Genomic DNA, 15,781 nt, shown 5'->3' on the forward strand with positions numbered 1-15,781 from the left:
AGGACAAAATCGGCCTCGGACAAAATGTCGCAGTGAACGAAAAAGGTGAGGGGGTCAGGTCAGTTGTTACGGGGTGTGTTCAAACACAACGATCGGGTGACCGATGGCAATTGGCACGACAGCCGGTATCTACCAGCCTTTGCGGCCTGTCATCGAGCAGATTCGTCGAACACATCGGGTTGAGTCGACCTGGAACCGGCTCATGCCAGTTCGCATCGGAGCAAGCTTAGACCCGAATCAGGTGAACCGAAAGGAGGACCAACGGAGGGGTGCGACACTTGGTCGCAAAGAGGCAGGGAACTGCCGCATCCGGGGAGAATGCGGCAGTAGAGCGGTCGAGATTTATTCGCGTTTGTCTTCGGCTTGCAGACGCTCGGTATTCAGACCGTGAGACAGGCTGTAAACGTAGGCGGCCAGCAATTGCACCTTGTCGTTGCCGAGCAGTTCGTTCTGCGCCGGCATATGGCCCTGGCGGCCATGGCGGATGGTCTGTTGCAGTTGCGCCAGGCTGGTACCGTAGATGAATCCGGCCGGTTGCGTCAGGTTCGGCGCGCCCATGGCTTCAGTGCCCTTGCCGGTTGCCCCATGACAGGCTACGCACGTGGTGCTGAACGCTTGCTGTCCAGCGTGCAGATCGGCAGTGTCGTCAGCGGGCAGTGGCAGGCCCGCCAGTTCGTGACGCACATACGCGGCCACGTTCTTCACGCCGGCCTCACCGAGGATTTCACCCCAGGCCGGCATGGCCGCCATGCGACCGCCCATGATTGTGGTCTTGATCATCTCGGCGTCGCCGCCCCAACGCCAGTTGCTGTCGGCCAGGTTCGGGAAGCCGAAAGCGCCCTTGGCATCCGAGCCGTGGCACACCGAACAGTTGGACGCAAACAGGCGACCACCCATTTTCAGCGCTTGCGGGTCATTGGCCACTTCTTGCACCGGCATGGCGGCGAATTTGGCGAAGATCGGCCCAAACTTGGCGTCTGCCTTGTTCATCTCCTTTTCCCATTCGTGGACGCCGGTCCAGCCGTCCTCGTAACCGGGCAGGATGCCTTTCCAGTTGCCCAGGCCCGGATAAAGAATCAGGTAGCCCACGGCGAATACCAGCGTGCCGGCGAACAGCATGAACCACCACTGCGGCAGCGGATTGTCGTACTCCTCGATGCCGTCGAAGCTGTGGCCCATGGTCTGGTCGACGCTGCCCTTGGTTTCGCCCTTGCGGGTGCCGATCAGCAGCCAGGTCAGGCCGATCAGGCTGCCGATGGTCAGTACGCAGATCCACGTACTCCAGAAGGTGGTCATGGCCGGGTACTCCTTGTTTCAGGTTCTTGGGTGCTATCGGGTTGTGGCTCATCGGCAAACGGCAACAGGCGCGCTTCGGCGAATTCCGGGTTGCGCTTGCTGTTGAACACCCATAGCGTCAGGCCGACGAAGGCCACGAACACGACGACCGTACCGAGACCGCGGATCATTCCACTGCTTATCACGGTCACTATTTCGAAGGGTATGGTCATGGCTCACCTCTTGCTCTTGATGGCAGTGCCGAGCACTTGCAGGTAAGAAACGAGTGCGTCCATTTCGGTCTTGCCCTTGAGGCTGGCGACCGCGCCGCTGATGTCGTCATCGCTGTACGGCACACCGAGGGTGCGCATCGTGCGGATCTTGGTTTCGGTGTGGCTGCTGTCGACCGCTTGCGTGACCAGCCATGGGTAGGCCGGCATCTTCGACTCGGGTACGACGTTGCGCGGGTTGTACAAGTGCGCACGGTGCCAGTCATCCGAGTAACGTGCGCCGACCCGGGCCAGGTCCGGCCCGGTGCGCTTGGAGCCCCAGAGGAACGGGTGATCCCAGACGCTTTCACCGGCCACCGAGTAGTGGCCGTAACGTTCGGTCTCGGCGCGAAACGGCCGGATCATCTGCGAGTGGCAACCGACGCAGCCTTCGCGGATGTAGATGTCGCGACCTTCCAGTTGCAGTGCGGTGTAGGGCTTCATGCCTTCCACCGGTTTATTGGTCACGTCCTGGAAGAACAGCGGGACGATCTGGGTCAGACCGCCGATGCTCACGGCCAGGACCATCAGCAGCATCAGCAGGCCGACGTTTTTCTCGATTGTTTCGTGTTTCATGGCGGACTCCTCAGGCGATCTGCGCGGCAGCGGCGACTTCGGCAGGCTGCGAGGCCCGCACGGTGCGCCAGGTGTTGTAAGCCATCAGGAACATGCCGCTGAGGAAGATCGCACCGCCCACCAGTCGCACGACGAAGCCTGGGTGGCTGGCCACCAGGGTTTCGACGAAGGAGTAGGTCAGCGTGCCGTCTTCGTTGACTGCGCGCCACATGAGGCCCTGGGCGATGCCGTTGACCCACATCGAGGCGATGTACAGCACGGTGCCGATGGTGGCGAGCCAGAAGTGCGCGTTGATCAGGCCGATGCTGTGCATCTGCGTGCGGCCGAAGATTTTCGGGATCATGTGGTACAGCGCGCCGATTGAAATCATCGCTACCCAACCGAGTGCCCCGGCGTGAACGTGGCCGATGGTCCAGTCGGTGTAGTGGGAGAGGGCGTTGACCGTCTTGATCGCCATCATCGGCCCTTCGAAGGTCGACATGCCGTAGAAGGCCAGCGAGACCACGAGGAATCGCAGGATCGGGTCGCTGCGCAACTTATGCCAGGCGCCCGACAGGGTCATCATCCCGTTGATCATGCCGCCCCAGCTTGGCGCCAGCAGGATCAGCGACATCACCATGCCCAGCGACTGCGCCCAGTCCGGCAGCGCGGTGTAGTGCAAGTGGTGCGGACCGGCCCAGATGTACAGGGTGATCAGGGCCCAGAAGTGCACGATCGACAAGCGATAGGAATACACCGGACGCTCGGCCTGTTTCGGCACGAAGTAATACATCATCCCGAGGAAACCGGCGGTGAGGAAAAAGCCTACGGCGTTGTGGCCGTACCACCACTGAACCATGGCATCGGTCGCACCGGCGTACACCGAGTACGACTTGGTGAAACTCACCGGCAATTCAACGTTGTTGACGATGTGCAGAATCGCCACGGTGATGATGAACGCACCGAAGAACCAGTTGCCGACGTAGATGTGCTTGGTCTTGCGTTTGGCCAATGTGCCGAAGAACACGATGGCGTAGGCGACCCAGACAATGGTGATCAGGATGTCGATCGGCCATTCCAGCTCGGCGTACTCCTTGGAACTGGTGTAGCCCAGGGGCAGGCTGATCGCCGCCAGCAGGATCACCAATTGCCAGCCCCAGAAGCAGAACGCGGCGATTTTCGGTGCAAACAGCTGGGTCTGGCAGGTGCGTTGCACCGAATAGAATGAACTGGCGAACAGGGCGCAACCGCCGAAGGCGAAGATCACCGCGTTGGTGTGCAGCGGGCGCAACCGGCCGAAACTGGTCCACGGCAAATCGAAGTTGAGTTCAGGCCAGACCAATTGGGCCGCGAGAAAAACCCCGAGCCCCATGCCGACGATGCCCCACACCACCGTCATAATGGCGAATTGGCGGACCACCTTGTAGTTGTAGGCGGTACTGATAGAAGTGTTCATGGTTCCCCATCCACGGTTCAGCCGAAGTGAGCACGCTTGCAACAAAAAGGCAGCGCGTCCTTCGCCTGGAGTTATAGGCAGACTAAAAGCGAGGTAAGCATGGACAAAGAGCACAAGGCCAGTATTGACGGGGATCAATGGGCGCAGTGTGTGCGGGATCATGGATGGTTGTGGAATGCCGCCTCAGGACCTGCATCGGTAACCCTGATCCTCGCCCACGGCGCCGGTGCGCCAATGGACAGCGGCTGGATGAACGACATGGCTGCACGCCTTGCTGCATCTGGGATCAACGTGCTGCGTTTCGAGTTTCCATACATGGCACAACGGCGTATTGACGGGGGTAAGCGTCCACCGAATCCGGCGCCGAAACTGTTGGAATGCTGGCGTGAGGTGTACGCCGAGGTGCGACGCCATGTCACTGGGCGTCTGGCCATTGGCGGCAAGTCCATGGGCGGGCGGATGGCCAGTCTTTTGGCGGATGAGCTGGAGGCGGATGCGCTGGTGTGCCTCGGTTATCCGTTTTATGCGGTGGGTAAACCGGAGAAACCTCGGGTCGAACATTTGTCTTCGTTGAAGACGCCGACATTGATCGTGCAGGGTGAGCGGGATGCGCTGGGCAATCGCGAGGCGGTCGAAGGTTATGAGTTGGCGCCGAGCATCCAGGTGTTCTGGCTGGTGGCGGGGGATCATGATTTGAAGCCGTTGAAGGCCTCGGGGTTTACGCATGAGCAGCATTTGGTTGCAGCGGCGCAGAAGGTAACTGGATTTCTTGCGTAATGTTGAAAGGTCCCCCGGCTACAAATCATCCAGATCTGGATAGTGAATCTTGCCAACTACCCAAGGTTCGACAATTTCACAATGCACCGTGCGCAGAAATGAACCCCATTCACTGCGGTTATGTGCATCCGGGCCAGTGATCGTCAGCAAAAGATACTCATCCCGGAAAGCGTCATGGGCATAGATCAGCCAGAAGTCATTGCCGGGGGTCGTCAACCAGAGCCGTTCGATAATACTGACGGTCGATTTTTGCCCAACGTGCTTGAGTTTCCTGAGTGCTGGCCAAATGGATGTGGTGCATATCAATCAGGTCGAGTCGTTCGTCTCGCCCGAAAATGGCTGGCAGTTCATCGCACACTTTGTAGTTGTAGAAGTGTGCGGCGAAGTTCTGCCAGTTGTTGATCTGTTCAAAAAGCGCAGAAATTTTGACGGCTGGCATCCAATGCTACTTTGTAATAGGTAGCTTGCCAGTGATCACAAATTTATCGAACGCTTTCTGCCCATCACGCGCGGCCTGCCGGACATCAAGAAAAGTCAGTTCATCGCGAACAAGCTTTTTGTCGGGTTTGCCGATCTTTCTGGTGGTGGCCATCGGAGGCTCCGAAGGAAATGTATTCATGCTGACCAGCTTAAGTGATTGAGTTTTTGCCAGCAAACAATAGAGTCCGGCCTTGAGGCGAACAAGTCGGCGGATTCCGGTGCGGCTGTAGGCAGTGGCGCATAGTTGTGTAGCCTGCGATGGTGGGCTTTTGGCATTTGAGCTTTTAAACCGATAATAAAAAACCCGGAAGCTCTCGCCATCCGGGTTTTCTGACTTCACCAAGCCAATCAGCGATTGAACCGCTCCACCAACGAATACTGTGTATTCGCCGTCTTCGTCAGCTCTTCACTTAACAACGCCGAGTGCTGCGCCTGTTCCGACGTCTGATCCGCCAGTTGCGAGATGTTGCTGATGTTGCGGCTGATCTCTTCAGCCACCGCACTTTGCTCTTCAGTCGCCGCAGCAATCTGGGTGGTCATGTCGGTGATGTTGGCTACCGCTTCGCTGATCCCCACCAGCGCCTGATCCGCTTCCAGTACCCGCGCCACGCCTTCTTCCGCCTGGCGATGCCCGGCTTCCATGGTTTGCACCGCGGTGCTGGCGGTTTGCTGCAGCTTGGCGATCAGGGCGTGAATCTGCCCGGTAGATTCGCTGGTGCGCTGCGCCAGTTGACGGACTTCGTCAGCCACCACCGCAAAACCACGGCCCATCTCGCCGGCACGGGCTGCTTCAATAGCCGCATTCAGCGCCAGCAGGTTGGTCTGGTCGGCGATGCCTTTGATCACGTCGACCACACCGCCGATTTCGTCGCTGTCCTTGGCCAGTTGGGTCACGGTCGCGCCGGTTTCACCGACCACCACCGACAGGCGCTGGATGGCTTCGCGGGTTTCCCCGGCGATGTCGCGGCCGCGACCGGTCAGGCGATTGGCTTCCTGAGTCGCGTCGGCGGTGCGCTGTACGTGGCTGGCGACTTCCTGCGTGGTGGCGGCCATCTGATTGACGGCGGTGGCCACTTGCTCGGTTTCGACGCGTTGACGTTCCAGGCCAGTGGAGCTGCTGTGAGCCAGGGTGTCGGACTGTTTTGCCTGGTCGCTCAAATGCTCGGCAGTGTCCTGCAAGCGGGTCAGGCAGGTTTTCAGACGCGCTTCCTGGCTGAGGATCGACATCTCCAACCGTGCCTGGGCGCCACGGCTGTCAGTGTACATCTGCGCAATCAGCGGGTCGGAGGTGGTCTGCTCGGCCAAGCGCAGCAAGCGCTTGAGACCACGCTGTTGCCAGCTCAAGCCCAACAGGCCCAACGGCACCGAAAGACCGGCGGCGAGGGCGAAGCCCCACTGGGAGTTGAGCGACGCACCGATCATGAAGCTCAGTTGGCTGACCAGAATGAACGGCAGCCAGTCCTGAAGCACCGGCAACCATTTGTCTGTCGAAGGAATAGCCGACTTGCCCTGGTTGATGCGTTGGTAGAGCGCTTCGGCACGGCGGATCTGCTCGGCGGTGGGTTTGACCCGCACGGACTCGTAGCCGACCACCTGACTGCCTTCGAACACCGGCGTGACATAGGCGTTAACCCAGTAGTGGTCACCGGTCTTGCAGCGATTCTTGACAATGCCCATCCATGGCAAGCCTTGTTTCAGTGTGCCCCACATGTGCGCGAACACCGCGGCCGGGACGTCGGGGTGACGGACCAGGTTATGCGGCGCACGGATCAGCTCCTCACGAGAAAACCCGCTGATTTCGACGAAGGCGTCGTTGCAGTAGGTGATCACGCCCTTGGCATCGGTGGTGGAAATCAACCGTTGCTGAGCCGGGAAGGTCCGTTCGCGTTGTGTGGTGGGCTGGTTGTTACGCATGGCTTTTTCAATCCGCAAGGCTTTGAGAGGATGTCGGCGCCGTCAGGAATTTATTGAAAATTATTTTTCAATAATCAGCGGCGCGTCGCAAAACGGCCATTGCCTCAGCCGGCGAGCATCGGGTAGGTGAACAGGGCGAAATGCAGCAGGTTCAAGCCGAAATGGGTGGCGATGGCCGCCCCCAAACCGCCAAAACGGTAGGCTAGACCATAGCCGACACCTGCCAGGCCCGCCAGCAGCACCCAATGCCAACCCGCCCCCACATGCGCCAGGCCGAACAACAGTGAGGCGAGCAGCAACGCCAGGTTTTCGCCGTAGGGCAGGTGTTTGAAGCACCGGCTGAGGCCGCCCTGGATGTAGCCGCGGAACAACGCTTCCTCCACCAGCGTCACCAGCAGCAGATTGTTCAGTACCCACAGCCCGGCTTGATCCGGCCACTTCGGCGCCCAACTGATCACCCCCAGCAAGAGCGCACCGCCCAATGCCAGCACGGCACTTAACGTGAGCGCCAATGCGGTGGCATAGAGGGAAAGACGCAGTGAACGCCGGCCGATAATCCATGGGCACACCAGCAACAGCCAGAAGCCGATCAGGGGTTTGTCCTGATTCAGGTACATGGAAAACGGCACGGCATCGACGGTGAAGCGTTGCGGGGCGATGCCGCGACCGTTGTAGAAGCCGGGCAGCCAGTGCATCGCCAGCGCCACGGCGAGGATGATGAACACGCCATGACCGAGGTAGCGTGCAACGGGAATCTTTTGCTGGCGGACAGCGAAACCGGCGACCAGCAGCAACGCGACGGAGATACCGGCCAGCCAGCCGATTTGGCCGTAGGTCAGGGCGAGGGTGTAGCCGAGGGAGAGAAGGGCCAGGTAAGTCCATGGCAGGGCGAGCATTTTAAGTCCTTGTGTCCGAAGTGTTGCGGGTTGGCTCGGTCCATGTGGGAGCGGGCTTGCTCGCGAAGAGGCCATGACATTCACCATCATCGTTGACAGCTAATCCGCTTTCGCGAGCAAGCCCGCTCCCACATTTAGATCAGTGTTGTCTGCACGTTGGGTGCAGGATTATAGAGGCGTAGGCGACTCAAACAAAAACACCGCCCGAAGGCGGTGTCTGTGTCAGCAGGCGGTTACGACGCAATCAGCTGCCGCAACACGTAATGCAAAATCCCCCCTGACTTGAAGTATTCCACTTCATTGAGCGTATCGATCCGGCACAACACCTCGATTTTCTCGCGGCTGCCGTCTTCGCGGGTAATGATCAGTGTCAGGTTCATCCGCGGCGTCAACTCGACGCCGGTCAAACCGAGGATATCCAGCGTTTCTTTGCCGGTGAGGTTGAGGCTCTTGCGGTTCTGATCCAGTTTGAACTGCAACGGCAGCACACCCATGCCCACCAGGTTGGAACGGTGAATCCGCTCGAAGCTTTCAGCGATGACCGCTTTTACACCCAGCAGGTTGGTGCCCTTGGCCGCCCAGTCTCGGCTTGAGCCGGTGCCGTATTCTTGCCCTGCGATCACCACTAGCGGCGTGCCCGACGCTTGATAACGCATGGCCGCGTCGTAGATCGGCATCCTTTCCCCGGTCGGGATGTAGATCGTGTTGCCGCCTTCTTCGCCGCCGAGCATCTCGTTGCGGATGCGGATATTGGCGAAGGTGCCGCGCATCATCACTTCGTGGTTGCCGCGACGGGAGCCGTAAGAGTTGAAGTCCCGCGGCTCCACGCCTTTCTCGCGCAGGTAATGCCCGGCCGGGCTGTCGGCCTTGATGTTGCCGGCGGGGGAGATGTGGTCGGTGGTCACCGAATCGCCGAGCAGCGCAAGGACCCTGGCACCCGCGACGTCCTTGACCACCGGCGGCGGGCCGCCGATGTCATCGAAGAACGGTGGATGCTGGATGTAAGTCGAATCGTCCTGCCACACATAGGTCGCCGCTTGCGGCACTTCAATCGCTTGCCACTGCTCGTCGCCGGCAAACACTTCGGCGTATTCCTTGTGGAACATGGCGGTGTTGACCTGACTCACGGCGTCGGCAATCTCTTGGGTGCTCGGCCAGATGTCCCGCAGGTAAACCGGATTGCCGTCCTTGTCGTTGCCCAATGGCTCGCTGCTAATGTCGGTGCGCACCGTACCGGCCAGCGCATAGGCCACGACCAGTGGCGGGGACGCCAGCCAGTTGGTTTTCACCAGTGGATGCACGCGACCTTCAAAGTTACGATTGCCCGACAGCACCGAGGCGACGGTCAGGTCGGCGGCCTGGATGGCTTTTTCGATCGGCTCCGGCAACGGGCCGGAATTGCCGATGCAGGTGGTGCAGCCGTAGCCGACCAAGTCAAAACCCAGTTCATCCAGGTATTGCGTCAGGCCGGCAGCCTTGTAGTAGTCGGTGACCACTTTCGAACCCGGGGCCAGCGAACTCTTGACCCACGGTTTGCGCTTGAGGCCTTTCTCCACCGCTTTTTTCGCCACAAGACCAGCGGCCATCATCACGCTCGGGTTGGAGGTGTTGGTGCAAGAGGTGATCGCGGCGATCACCACCGCGCCGTTTTTCAACCGATAGGTCTGACCGTCGTATTCATAATCGGCTTCGCCCGTCAGATCGGCATTGCCCACCGCCACGCCACCACCGCCTTCACTTTCAAGGCGACCGACTTCCTTGCTGGTGGGTTTGAATTGCAGGTCGATAAAGTCACTGAACGCTTGCGCGACATTCGGCAGCGAAACCCGGTCCTGTGGGCGTTTCGGCCCGGCCAGGCTGGCTTCGACGCTGGCCATGTCCAGCGCCAGGGTGTCGGTGAACACCGGTTCCTGGCCCGGCAGGCGCCATAGGCCCTGGGCTTTGCTGTAGGCCTCGACCAGTTTCACGGTTTCAAGCGGGCGACCGGACAGGCGCAGGTACTCCAGCGTGATGTCGTCCACCGGGAAGAAGCCGCAGGTGGCGCCGTATTCGGGGGCCATGTTGGCGATGGTCGCGCGGTCGGCCAGCGGCAGATCGGCGAGGCCATCGCCGTAGAACTCAACGAATTTGCCGACCACGCCTTTCTTGCGCAGCATCTGCGTGACGGTCAGCACCAGGTCGGTGGCGGTGATGCCTTCCTTGAGCTTGCCGGTGAGTTTGAAACCGATCACTTCCGGAATCAGCATCGACACCGGTTGGCCGAGCATCGCCGCTTCCGCTTCGATCCCGCCGACGCCCCAGCCAAGTACGCCGAGGCCGTTGATCATGGTGGTGTGGGAATCGGTGCCGACCAGGGTGTCGGGGAAGGCGTAGGTGCGGCCGTCCTCGTCCTTGGTCCAGACCGTGCGGCCGAGGTATTCCAGATTGACCTGGTGGCAAATGCCAGTGCCCGGCGGCACCACGCTGAAGTTGTCGAAGGCGCTCTGGCCCCAGCGCAGGAACGCGTAACGCTCACCGTTGCGCTGCATTTCGATGTCGACGTTCTGTTCGAAGGCGCTGGAGCTGCCGAACTTGTCGACCATCACCGAGTGGTCGATCACCAAATCCACGGGGGAGAGCGGATTGATGCGCTGCGGGTCGCCTCCGGCCTTGGCCATGGCGGCGCGCATGGCCGCCAGGTCGACCACAGCAGGCACGCCGGTGAAGTCTTGCATCAAGACGCGGGCAGGGCGGTACTGGATTTCGCGGTCGGAGCGCCGCTCCTTGAGCCAGGCGGCAATCGCCCGAAGGTCGGCGCCGGTGACAGTTTTTTCATCTTCCCAGCGCAGCAGGTTTTCCAGCAGCACTTTCAACGACATGGGCAGTTTGTCGAGATCACCGAGGCTTTTGGCGGCGTCGGGCAGGCTGAAATAATGGTAGGTCTTGTCGTCGACTTGTAGGGTTTTAAGGGTGTTCAGGCTATCGAGGGACGGCATTGCAATCACTCCTTTGAGTCCGCACGGCTACGGACTGAGGGGACGGACAGAGCATTAAAACTAGCCCTGTTTTACGTAGCTGGCTAATAACTGGACTCTATCGACAAGTCCGAGGTTCCGAACTCGGCTATCATGCGCCGGTTTTCGTGACAGGCTTTGCTTCAACGCAAGCCTGGGCATCGCGCAGTGGCTGAATTCTTCGCCAACTGCCCAGGAGTAAGAATGAACACCCTCTTTATGCATTGCCGGCCGGGCTTCGAAGGCGAAGTCTGTTCCGAGATTTCCGAACACGCCGCACGGCTGAATGTGGCGGGTTATGCCAAGGCCAAGACCGCCAGCGCCTGCGCGGAATTCATCTGCACCGAAGAAGACGGCGCCGAGCGCCTGATGCGCGGGCAGCGTTTCGCCGAGCTGATCTTCCCGCGCCAGTGGGCGCGCGGGATCTTCATCGATCTGCCGGAAACCGACCGCATCAGCGTGATCCTCGCGCACATGGCGGACTTCCCGCTGTGCGGCAGCCTGTGGCTGGAAATGGTCGACACCAACGATGGCAAGGAGCTGTCGAACTTCTGCAAAAAGTTCGAAGTCCACCTGCGCAAGGCGCTGATGGCGGCGGGCAAGCTGGTGGAAGACGCGCACAAACCGCGTCTGGTGCTGACCTTCAAAAGCGGCCGCGAAGTGTTCATGGGCCTGGCCGAATCCAACAACTCGGCGATGTGGCCGATGGGCATCCCGCGTCTGAAGTTCCCGCGTGAAGCGCCGAGCCGTTCGACCCTGAAACTGGAAGAGGCGTGGCACCACTTCATCCCCCGCGATCAGTGGGATGAGCGCCTGCACAGTGACATGACCGGCGTCGACCTCGGTGCCGCCCCCGGCGGCTGGACCTGGCAGCTGGTCAACCGTGGCATGCTGGTGACCGCGATCGACAACGGCCCGATGGCTGAAAGTTTGATGGACACCGGTCTGGTGCAACACTTGATGGCGGACGGTTTCACCTTCAAGCCCAAGCAACCGGTGGACTGGATGGTCTGCGACATCGTCGAGAAGCCAGCGCGCAACGCCGCGATGCTGGAAGAATGGATTGGCGAGGGGCATTGCCGCGAAGCGGTGGTCAACCTGAAACTGCCGATGAAGCAGCGTTACGCCGAGGTGAAACGCTTGCTGGAACGGATTGCCGAGGGGTTCAAGGAGCGCGGGATTCGGGTCGAGATCGGCTGCAAGCAGCTGTATCACGACCGTGAAGAGGTGACGTGCCATTTGCGCCGGCTTGACGTGAAGAAACCCAAGTCCCGCTGAAAGGCTTTTGTGGCGAGGGAGCTTGCTCCCGCTGGGCTGCGCAGCAGCCCTAAAATCAGGCGCCGAAATCTTCTGATAGACCGCATAGCCAGAATTTGGGCCGCTTCGCGACCCAGCGGGAGCAAGCTCCCTCGCCACAGTTACAGTCAGTACGATTTGTTAAGGCACCCGGCAATGCGCGACAATGCCGGCCAGTTTCAGGAGTGAATCATGAGTGAAATGCTTGATACGCCGGTTGACGGCACCCTCGACGCCACCGGCCTCAACTGCCCGGAACCGGTGATGATGCTGCACCAGCACATCCGTGACCTGGCACCCGGCGGCTTGCTCAAGGTGATCGCGACCGATCCGTCGACCCGTCGCGACATTCCCAAGTTCTGCGTGTTTCTCGACCATGAACTGGTCGCACAGCACGAAGAGGCAGGCACCTACCTCTACTGGATCCGCAAGAAACTCGCTTAACCCGCCGAATGACTGATGCGGATCCGCTTGCGTGCGCTGCGCGTCAGGCGGATCGACAGCATCAGCGCCGCGCAACTCAAGCCCACGATCAAACCCTGCCACAGCCCGCTCGGGCCGCTCGGCGTGCCGAACCAGTCGGTCAGGCCCAGGGCGTAGCCCACCGGCAAGCCAATCCCCCAGTAGGCGAACAGGGTCAGGATCATCGTCACCCGAGTGTCCTGATAACCACGCAGTGCGCCGGCAGCTGTGACCTGGATCGCATCGGAAAACTGGAACAGCGCCGAATACACAATCAACATCGCCGCCACACGAATCACCGTCGGATCGGCGGTGTAGATCGTTGCAATGTGTTCGCGCAGCAACAGCATCATGCTCGCCGAAATACACGCATAAGCCAGCGCCGTGCCCATGCCGACGCCGGCGGCAAAGCGCGCTTCACGCGGCTCCTGACGACCGAGCGCCTGGCCGACCCGCACGGTCACGGCCATGCCGAGGGAGTAGGGGATCATGAACACCAGCGAGCTGAAGTTCAGGGCGATTTGATGGCCTGCAACCACGGTGGCCCCCAGGCTGCCGATCAGCAGGGCGATCACCGCAAAGATGCTCGACTCGGCGAACACTGCGATGCCGATCGGCAGGCCGATGCCCAGCAGGCGTTTGATCACCGACCATTGCGGCCAGTCGAAACGGCTGAACAACTGACTCGACTGATAGGCCGGTGCCCAGCGCTCCCAGCCGGCCATGCCCAGCGCCATCACCCACATCACAATCGCCGTGGCCCAGCCGCAACCGACGCCGCCCATGGCCGGCACTCCGAAGTGGCCATAGATGAAGATGTAGTTAAGAGGAATGTTCAGCGCCAATCCGCACAAGCCGAGGACCATCGCCGGACGCGTCCGGCCCAGGCCGTCACTGAAGCAGCGCAACACATGGTAGAAGGCGACGGCGGGCAGACCGCTGGCGATGCCGTGCAGGTACTGCATGCACGGGCCGATCAGCTCGGGATCAACCTTCATCAAGTGCAGAATCGGCTCGGCGCTGAGCAGCATGCCGGTCGCCATCAAACCCACCACCAGGGCCAGCCATAACGCCTGACGTACAATCGGGCCGATCTCGCTATGGGTGCCCGCGCCGAAACGCTGGGCGACTTTCGGAGTAGTGGCGAGCAAAGTGCCGGTCATCAACAGGAACACCGGCACCCAGATCGAGTTGCCGAGCGCCACAGCCGCCAGATCACGCGGGCCGACCCGGCCCGCCATCACCGCATCGACGAAGCCCATGGCGGTGGTCGCCAGCTGCGCGACCATGATCGGCAACGCCAGGGCGAGCAGGTTTTTCAGCTCCAGGCGAACCCGGGCAGGGCGGGTGAGGGAAGTAGCGGCGGGGTGATCAGTCACGGAATTCAAGGGCGAAACGTCCAAAGATTTTGATGCACGAGGCGGCGCATTCTACGCCTTGACGCAGTGGTCAGGAAAAGTCCTGTGTTAGCTATTTGTAATCACCTTTCGAACGTTGCGACATTCCTTGTGGTGAGGGGATTTATCCCCGCTCGGCTGCGAAGCAGTCGCCAATCCATTGCACTCGGTGTTTCAGAAAGGACGGGGTTGAAGCCTTCAGGGCCGCTTCGCAGCCCAACGGGGATAAATCCCCTCGCCACAAGGGAGCAGTGTTCACAGCCAAGTGCTGTGCAATGCCCGCTGGCCCACTACAGTCATCTACGCCTACACTGCCAGCCCGCCAAAGGAGCCTGCCATGCTGATTGTTGCCGACGAAAATATTCCGCTGCTCGAGGCCTTCTTCGAAGGTTTCGGCGAAATCCGCCGGGTGCCGGGACGTTCCATCGACCGCGCCACCGTCGAGCAGGCCGATGTGCTGCTGGTGCGTTCCGTGACCAACGTCAATCGCGCGTTGCTCGAGGGCAGCAAGGTGCGCTTTGTCGGCACCTGCACCATCGGCACGGATCATCTGGATCTGGATTACTTCCAGCAGGCCGGCATTACCTGGTCCAGCGCACCCGGTTGCAACGCCCGGGGCGTGGTCGACTATGTGCTCGGCAGTCTGCTGACCCTGGCCGAAATCGAAGGCGCCGACCTGACTCGGCGCACTTACGGCGTGGTCGGTGCCGGTGAAGTCGGCGGGCGTCTGGTCAAGGTCCTGCAAGGTCTGGGCTGGAACGTGCTGGTGTGTGATCCGCCACGGCAAGCCGCTGAAGGGGGCGATTACGTCAGCCTCGAACAGATCATCGAGCAGTGCGATGTGATCAGCCTGCACACCCCTTTGAAGAAACACGGTTCACAGTCAACCTGGCACCTGTTCGATAAAAACCGTCTGAATCAACTCAAGCCCGGCACCTGGCTGATCAACGCCAGTCGTGGCCCGGTGGTGGACAACGCTGCCCTGCGCCAGGTCTTGTTGCAGCGCGAAGACCTGCAAGCGGTGCTCGACGTGTGGGAAGGCGAGCCTGAAGTCGATGTGGCGCTGGCCGACCTCTGCGTGCTGGCGACACCGCACATTGCCGGCTACAGCCTCGATGGCAAGCAACGAGGAACGGCGCAGATCTATCAGGCGTATTGCGAATTTATCGGGCAGCCGGCCCAGGTCAGCTTGAGCGATCTGCTGCCGGCGCCGTGGTTGTCGCACGTGACCCTGCACGCTGAGAGCGATCCAGCCTGGGCGCTGGCGATGCTGTGCCGCGGCGTGTACGACCCGCGCCGTGACGATGCGGATTTCCGTCGTAGCCTTGTAGGCAATGTGAGCGAGCAGCGTGCGGCGTTTGATGCATTGCGCAAGCATTACCCGCAGCGGCGCGAGATTGATGGGTTGACGGTGCGGATTGAAGGGAACTCGCCTGAGTTGCTGAAGATTGTGGCGGCGCTGGGCGCAACGGCTGTCTGAAGATCGAGTTGACCCCATCGCGGGCAAGCCACGCTCCCACAGGTTTTGGGTCGTCCACCTGTTTTGCGAACAACCCAAATCCTGTGGGAGCGTGGCTTGCCCGCGAATAGCCGCACCGCAAGTCCCGGATAAGCACCCATAAAAAACCCGGCCATCAGGGCCGGGTCAAGAAGACGGTGGCTATATCACTCTTGTTCGGCAGGCTTGACCAATCGCTTTTCCAGTTCGCGACAAGCGTCCTGGATCATGCCTTCAGTGATCGGTACTTCTCGCCCATCCTTATCAATAATTGAGCAACCCAGAGACTGGTCTGGCTGTGTGCGGATCACTTGAATCTTGTCATCGCTGCTGTTTTGCAAGGACATGGCCTGTCTCCTCATCAGGTTGTGTACCCACTTTAAAACCGCCAGGTGACCGGGCTGTGACAACTCCCTGCGATCTTTCCAGGGCGGCAATATCAGTCCACCAGAAATACCGCAGTGTTGCCACCCGGACTTTAGACCAATAGCGTCTAGCTGCTAGTCGTTGTGG

16 protein-coding genes are annotated in these 15,781 nt (G+C 60.4%); 4 read left to right on the top strand and 12 right to left on the bottom strand.

Features of this window, described 5'->3' with window-relative positions:
• Positions 1-342 precede the first annotated feature (342 nt).
• From ccoP to ccoN, 4 genes are read right to left on the bottom strand one after another with little or no spacing between them, the layout of a single operon-like run.
• Entirely contained in the window at positions 343-1,296 is a 954-nt protein-coding gene (gene ccoP, locus ACA060_RS09450) for a cytochrome-c oxidase, cbb3-type subunit III (protein WP_497316804.1), read from the bottom strand.
• On the bottom strand, positions 1,293-1,508 hold the full coding sequence (locus ACA060_RS09455) for a cbb3-type cytochrome oxidase subunit 3 (protein WP_256597487.1): 216 nt from the start codon (positions 1,506-1,508) through the stop codon (positions 1,293-1,295). The genes ccoP and ACA060_RS09455 overlap by 4 nt, the downstream gene beginning before the upstream one ends.
• A gap of 3 nt (positions 1,509-1,511) precedes the next feature.
• The gene (ccoO, locus tag ACA060_RS09460) at positions 1,512-2,120 is read right to left on the bottom strand and encodes a cytochrome-c oxidase, cbb3-type subunit II (RefSeq protein ID WP_109628942.1); all 609 of its coding nucleotides are present in this window, start codon (positions 2,118-2,120) and stop codon (positions 1,512-1,514) included.
• A 10-nt stretch (positions 2,121-2,130) separates the two neighbouring features.
• Positions 2,131-3,555 carry a cytochrome-c oxidase, cbb3-type subunit I gene (gene ccoN, locus ACA060_RS09465; RefSeq protein ID WP_497316807.1) on the bottom strand — a complete coding sequence of 475 codons (1,425 nt, stop codon included), beginning with the start codon at positions 3,553-3,555 and terminating at the stop codon, positions 2,131-2,133.
• A 99-nt stretch (positions 3,556-3,654) separates the two neighbouring features.
• Here ccoN and ACA060_RS09470 point away from each other — a divergent pair, with 99 nt between their 5' ends.
• Positions 3,655-4,332 carry an alpha/beta family hydrolase gene (locus tag ACA060_RS09470; protein WP_497316809.1) on the top strand — a complete coding sequence of 226 codons (678 nt, stop codon included), beginning with the start codon at positions 3,655-3,657 and terminating at the stop codon, positions 4,330-4,332.
• Between the two features lie 18 nt (positions 4,333-4,350).
• Here the strand turns inward: ACA060_RS09470 and ACA060_RS09475 are convergent, their stop codons facing one another.
• The 6 genes from ACA060_RS09475 to acnA form a co-directional block, all read right to left on the bottom strand.
• Entirely contained in the window at positions 4,351-4,638 is a 288-nt protein-coding gene (locus ACA060_RS09475; protein ID WP_497316811.1) for a type II toxin-antitoxin system YafO family toxin, read from the bottom strand.
• Positions 4,529-4,771, bottom strand: a complete 243-nt coding sequence (locus ACA060_RS09480) for a hypothetical protein (RefSeq protein WP_497318380.1) — start codon at positions 4,769-4,771, stop codon at positions 4,529-4,531. Before ACA060_RS09480 ends, ACA060_RS09475 begins: the two co-directional genes overlap by 110 nt.
• 6 nt (positions 4,772-4,777) lie before the next feature.
• Positions 4,778-5,152 (bottom strand): hypothetical protein, encoded by a 375-nt coding sequence (locus ACA060_RS09485; RefSeq protein ID WP_162556144.1) that lies wholly within the window; start codon positions 5,150-5,152, stop codon positions 4,778-4,780.
• Between the two features lie 8 nt (positions 5,153-5,160).
• Positions 5,161-6,726 (bottom strand): methyl-accepting chemotaxis protein, encoded by a 1,566-nt coding sequence (locus tag ACA060_RS09490; protein WP_497316813.1) that lies wholly within the window; start codon positions 6,724-6,726, stop codon positions 5,161-5,163.
• 104 nt (positions 6,727-6,830) lie between these two features.
• Positions 6,831-7,622, bottom strand: a complete 792-nt coding sequence (locus ACA060_RS09495; RefSeq protein WP_497316815.1) for a CPBP family glutamic-type intramembrane protease — start codon at positions 7,620-7,622, stop codon at positions 6,831-6,833.
• Positions 7,623-7,855: 233 nt separating this feature from the next.
• Positions 7,856-10,597 (bottom strand): aconitate hydratase AcnA, encoded by a 2,742-nt coding sequence (gene acnA / locus ACA060_RS09500; RefSeq protein WP_497316817.1) that lies wholly within the window; start codon positions 10,595-10,597, stop codon positions 7,856-7,858.
• Between the two features lie 222 nt (positions 10,598-10,819).
• Here acnA and rlmM point away from each other — a divergent pair, with 222 nt between their 5' ends.
• Both rlmM and tusA read left to right on the top strand, forming a co-directional pair.
• Positions 10,820-11,893 carry a 23S rRNA (cytidine(2498)-2'-O)-methyltransferase RlmM gene (gene rlmM, locus ACA060_RS09505; RefSeq protein WP_497316819.1) on the top strand — a complete coding sequence of 358 codons (1,074 nt, stop codon included), beginning with the start codon at positions 10,820-10,822 and terminating at the stop codon, positions 11,891-11,893.
• Positions 11,894-12,103: 210 nt separating this feature from the next.
• Positions 12,104-12,355 carry a sulfurtransferase TusA gene (gene tusA / locus ACA060_RS09510; protein WP_054054315.1) on the top strand — a complete coding sequence of 84 codons (252 nt, stop codon included), beginning with the start codon at positions 12,104-12,106 and terminating at the stop codon, positions 12,353-12,355.
• On the opposite strand, the gene ACA060_RS09515 is transcribed toward tusA, so the two are convergent.
• Complete coding sequence (locus ACA060_RS09515) at positions 12,352-13,761, bottom strand: MATE family efflux transporter (RefSeq protein WP_109628959.1); 1,410 nt, start codon at positions 13,759-13,761, stop codon at positions 12,352-12,354. The genes tusA and ACA060_RS09515 overlap by 4 nt on opposite strands.
• A gap of 346 nt (positions 13,762-14,107) precedes the next feature.
• Between ACA060_RS09515 and pdxB the strand changes: the two genes are divergently transcribed.
• Positions 14,108-15,250 (top strand): 4-phosphoerythronate dehydrogenase PdxB, encoded by a 1,143-nt coding sequence (gene pdxB / locus ACA060_RS09520; RefSeq protein WP_497316821.1) that lies wholly within the window; start codon positions 14,108-14,110, stop codon positions 15,248-15,250.
• 185 nt (positions 15,251-15,435) lie between these two features.
• Here pdxB and ACA060_RS09525 read toward each other — a convergent pair whose 3' ends face one another.
• Positions 15,436-15,615: a PA1571 family protein gene (locus ACA060_RS09525; RefSeq protein WP_497316823.1), complete on the bottom strand. Its 180-nt coding sequence runs from the start codon at positions 15,613-15,615 to the stop codon at positions 15,436-15,438.
• Positions 15,616-15,781: the final 166 nt, after the last annotated feature.

This window comes from Pseudomonas sp. LBUM1671, assembly GCF_059695685.1.